General features: G+C 70.4%; 3 protein-coding genes. All 3 read right to left on the bottom strand.

Annotation, left to right across the window (positions count from 1 at the left end; translation table 11 throughout):
- Positions 1 to 123 precede the first annotated feature (123 nt).
- The 3 genes from MTQ10_RS28375 to MTQ10_RS28365 all read right to left on the bottom strand — a co-directional run bounded on the left by MTQ10_RS28375 (position 124) and on the right by MTQ10_RS28365 (position 3924).
- Positions 124 to 399, bottom strand: a complete 276-nt coding sequence (locus tag MTQ10_RS28375) for a DUF1876 domain-containing protein (protein WP_247473196.1) — start codon at positions 397 to 399, stop codon at positions 124 to 126.
- A gap of 581 nt (positions 400 to 980) precedes the next feature.
- A complete protein-coding gene (locus MTQ10_RS28370; RefSeq protein WP_247473195.1) occupies positions 981 to 3206 on the bottom strand; it encodes an MMPL family transporter in 2226 nt (741 codons plus the stop codon).
- Between the two features lie 100 nt (positions 3207 to 3306).
- Positions 3307 to 3924 carry a TetR/AcrR family transcriptional regulator gene (locus tag MTQ10_RS28365; protein WP_247473194.1) on the bottom strand — a complete coding sequence of 206 codons (618 nt, stop codon included), beginning with the start codon at positions 3922 to 3924 and terminating at the stop codon, positions 3307 to 3309.
- Positions 3925 to 4223: the final 299 nt, after the last annotated feature.

The following is a 4223-nucleotide window of genomic DNA, read 5'->3' as shown; positions in this document are numbered from 1 at the left end:
CCCCGGCCCGACGGATGCAGGCGAACGTCCCCCGGACAGGGTCGACAGATCCCGTTGAGGACCCTGAGTCAGTCAGGCGTTGGGTCAGACCCCGCCGGGGAACGCTCACGTACATCCTCACTGTCAGACGTGGATCGGCTGCGAGGTGCGGCCGGACGCCTGGTCGATCTCCTCGTGCGCCTTGGTCAGCAACTGCATGGCGAGTTCGTTCAACGCGCGGGCCCCCGCGATCTCCTCGCCGACGCGCGGCTGGTTGGAGTCGGTGCGGTGGCGGGTGGCACGTCCGTGGGCCCGCACCTCGCTGCCGTCGGGCAGGCGCACGAGCGCCACGGCCCGCGTGTGCTGGTCGTCCTCCATGAACTCCAGCTCGACATGCCATCCCACTGTGGTGTGCATCATGACGGTCACCTCCGGAACACCTCCTTCCAGGGTGCGCCCGATACCGCGCCCGCTCCACCGATGGGGACGGGGGCGCGGTCAGGACGAGGCCGCCCGGAGCGTCCGGTACGTCCACCCCGAGTGTGATCCTCTGTAGAGGGCCACGGTTACCTGTTGCGGGCCGAAAGACGTACATGAGTTCGTGTCTGCGACAAAGGCGGTGGGGGAAGGAGCAGCCGCCCCCTGCGCCTGGAGGATGATCGACGACATCGAGCTTCAGCTCCTTCGGCGTCGTCGCGGGCCCAGATGACCTCAGCCTCGCCCACGTCGCCCTGTCGTTCCAGGAGCCCGAGCAGTTCCTGGACGGGGACACGCTGGACGAGCTGTCCATCGCCGAGAACGGCACCGAAGTCCCGCTCTTCGAGCAGGGCGACCCCGACATCTGCCCCTCCTTCCGTCTGAAGCGTGTGTCCCGGTAGCGCACAGGGACGACCGAAGACGGCAGCCGGGCCCCTTGAAACCGGTGGCCGAAACGCCCCGAGCCGGTGAGGGTGCGGCCCCGTCCCCACGGGCACCCTCACCGGCCGTCCGGCGGGAGCGGCTCAGGCGTGTACCAGCTCCCGGTTCTCGTCCGGGTCCTTGCGGTCGTCGTCGGCGGCGGTGCGCAGGCCCTCGCCTTCGACGTCGACGTTGGGCAGGAGGCGGTCCAGCCACTTCGGCAGCCACCAGGCGCGCTTGCCGAGCAGGGCGAGGACGGCCGGGACGATGGCCATGCGGACGACGAACGCGTCGAAGAAGACGGCGATCGCGAGGCCGAAGCCGATCATCTTGACCATCGACTCGGAGGAGCCGATGAAGCCGGCGAAGACCGCCATCATGATCACCGCGGCGGCGGTGACGACGCGGGCGCCGTGCCGGAAGCCGGTGACGACCGCCTGGCCGGGCTTCTCGCCGTGGACGTGGGCCTCGCGCATCCGCGTCACGAGGAACACCTCGTAGTCCATGGCCAGGCCGAAGACCACGCCGACCATGAAGATCGGCATCATCGACATCACGGGCCCGGTCTCCTCCACGCCCATCGGGCCGGACAGCCAGCCCCACTGGAAGACCGCGACGACCGCGCCGAGCGCCGCCAGGACGCTGAGCAGGAAGCCGAGGGCCGCCTTCAGCGGGACGAGGATCGAGCGGAACACCACGATCAGCAGCAGGAAGGCCAGGCCGACGACGAGCACCAGGTACGGCACGAGCGCGTCGTTCAGTTTCTGCGAGACGTCGATGTTCATCGCCGTGCTGCCGGTGACGAGGAGTTCGGCGTCGTTCTTCTCCGCCACATCGGCGCCCGCGCCGCGGATGCCGTGGACGAGGTCCTCGGTGGTGGTCGACGACGGCTTGGAGCCGGGGATGACGGTGATGGTGGCAGTGTCGCCGTCCTTGTTGAACGCCGCCGGGGTGACCGTGGCGACGTCCTTCATGCCCTTGATCTCGTCGCCGACGCGGTCGGCGGCGGCCTTCGGGTCGGCGGCGTCCTTGGCGTCGACGACGACCATCAGCGGGCCGTTGAAACCGGGGCCGAAGCCCTCGGAGAGCAGGTCGTAGGCGCGGCGCTGGGTGGTGGACACCGGCTGGGAGCCGTCGTCGGGCAGGCCCAGCTCCAGCGAGGCGGCCGGGACGGCGGCGGCGCCGAGGCCGACGACGCCGAGCAGCAGGACGGCGACGGGGCGGCGGACGACGAAGCCGGCCCAGCGGGTGCCCATGTTGGGCTTGCCGGAGGCGGCGTTGCGCTCGGCGCGGGCGCCGCCGAGGAGCTTGCTCTTCTGCCCGGCGGGCTTGACCTTGCGGCCGGCGTAGCCGAGCAGGGCGGGGATCATCGTCAGGGCGATGAGGACGGCGACGGCGACGGTGCCCGCGGCGGCGACGCCCATCTTGGTCAGCATCGGGATGTTGACGACGGACAGGCCGACGAGGGCGATGACGACGGTCAGCCCGGCGAAGACGACCGCGGAGCCCGCGGTGCCGACGGCGCGGCCCGCGGCCTCCTCGCGTTCGCGGCCCTCGGCGAGTTCGGCGCGGTAGCGGGAGACGATGAACAGGGCGTAGTCGATGCCGACGGCGAGGCCGATCATCGTGGCGAGGGTGGAGGTGGTGGAGCCCAGGTCGAGGGTGCCGGCCAGCGCGGTGATCGCGGAGACGCCGATGCCGACGCCGATGAGCGCGGTCAGCAGGGGCAGCCCGGCGGCGAGGAGCGAGCCGAAGGTGATGACGAGGACGACGGCGGCGATGGCGATGCCGATGATCTCGGTGGCGCCGGTCTCGGGCACGGCGCTGAGCGCATCACCGCCGATCTCCACGGTCAGGCCGGCGTCCCGCGCGTGCTGGGCGGAGTCCTCCAGGGCGTCCTTGGAGGCGTCCTCCAGTTCCATGCCGGACACCTTGTACTTGACGGAGGCGTAGGCGATGGTGCCGTCCTTGCTGACGGCGTTGCCGGTGAAGGGGTCGGCGACGGAGGCGACCTCGGAGCCGTCGGACAGTTCGTCGACGGTCTTCTCGACGGTGGCCTTGTTGCCCGCGTCGGTGATCTTCTGCCCGTCGGGCGCCTTGAAGACGACGCGGGCGGTGGCGCCGTCGGCGCTCATCCCGGGGAAGCGCTGTTCCAGCAGGTCGAAGGCCTTCTGGGCCTCCGTACCGGGGATGGAGAAGGAGGAGTTTCCGGCGGCGGGCGCGCTGGCCGCGCCGACTCCGGCGAGGGTCAGCAGCGCCACCCATATCAGGGCGACGAAGTGCCGCCGCCGGAAGGCGAGGCGCCCGAGTTTGTAGAGGAACGTGGCCACGGAGGCGTACTCCCGGTCAGTCGTGGGTCTTCAGGGCAGGGGTGATCAGCCCGACGACGTGAGCGGTGGCGTCAGGTGGTGGGCTTGGAGGGGGGACGTGTCAGATGGTCCGGTCGGGGTCCGGCTGGACGCCCAGGGCGGGGAGGACCACGGCGTCGATGTACGACAGCAGGAACTCCTGGGTGGGAGGCCGCTCGTCGATCATGGTGCGGGCGGCGAAGGCGCCGACCATCATGTGCATCAGGAAGCCGATCGCGGGGTTGTCCGCGCGGACCTCACCCCGGTCGATCGCCCGCTGCACCATCCGGCGCAGCTCCGCCGTCTCCGGTTCGACCAGGTGTTCCCGGAACGCCGTCAGCAGATCCGGGTTGGTGTGGACGGCCATGGCGAGCGCCCGCATCAGCGCCGAACTCTGCTCCATCTCGCAGTCGTCCGAGCGCCGGGTGAGCGCGTACAGGTCGCCTCTGAGGGTGCCGGTGTCGATCGAGTCGAACGAGCCGCCCGGCTTGTTGTGCCGGACCGCCTTGGCGACCAGTTCGGCCTTGCCGCCCCACTGGCGGTAGAGCGTGGCCTTGCTGGAGCGGGTGCGGGCCGCCACGGCGTCCATGGTGAGGGCGTCGTAGCCGACTTCCCGGAGCAGGTCGAGCACGGCCTCGTACAGTTCGGCCTCACGCTCGGGCGTGATCCGACTGCGCCGCGTCGTCGCGGTCTCAGCCATGCCACTCACCCTCTCCCACTCCGACAGCTCTTGAACGAGACGGTTTCGTACGCTCCTGTCGTACAGGAAGAATGTACCGCAGCCATCAAGCGAAACGAAACGGTTTCGTACGTGTTCTGGGTCACGGCTGTCAGGACCGTATAAACACGACCGTTTCGCTCCGCACCGCCACCGCCCGGCCGCACCGCCACCGCCCGGCCGCACCGCCACCGCCCGGCCGCACCGCCACCGCCCGGCCGCACCAGCACCCGGCCCGCGCGCGCCGGAAGCCACCGCAGAAGAACCCCTCCCACGAGTTG

The sequence above is a fragment of the Streptomyces sp. XM83C genome, from assembly GCF_023072675.1.
Lineage (GTDB): Bacteria > Actinomycetota > Actinomycetes > Streptomycetales > Streptomycetaceae > Streptomyces > Streptomyces thermocoprophilus.
This window is presented reverse-complemented; position numbering and strand designations above follow the sequence as displayed.

Excerpts from the sequence above, each read along its gene's own strand:
- MTQ10_RS28375 (WP_247473196.1), bottom strand. The coding sequence starts at position 399 with ATGATGCACACCACAGTGGGATGGCATGTCGAGCTGGAGTTCATGGAG.
- MTQ10_RS28365 (WP_247473194.1), bottom strand. The coding sequence starts at position 3,924 with ATGGCTGAGACCGCGACGACGCGGCGCAGTCGGATCACGCCCGAGCGT.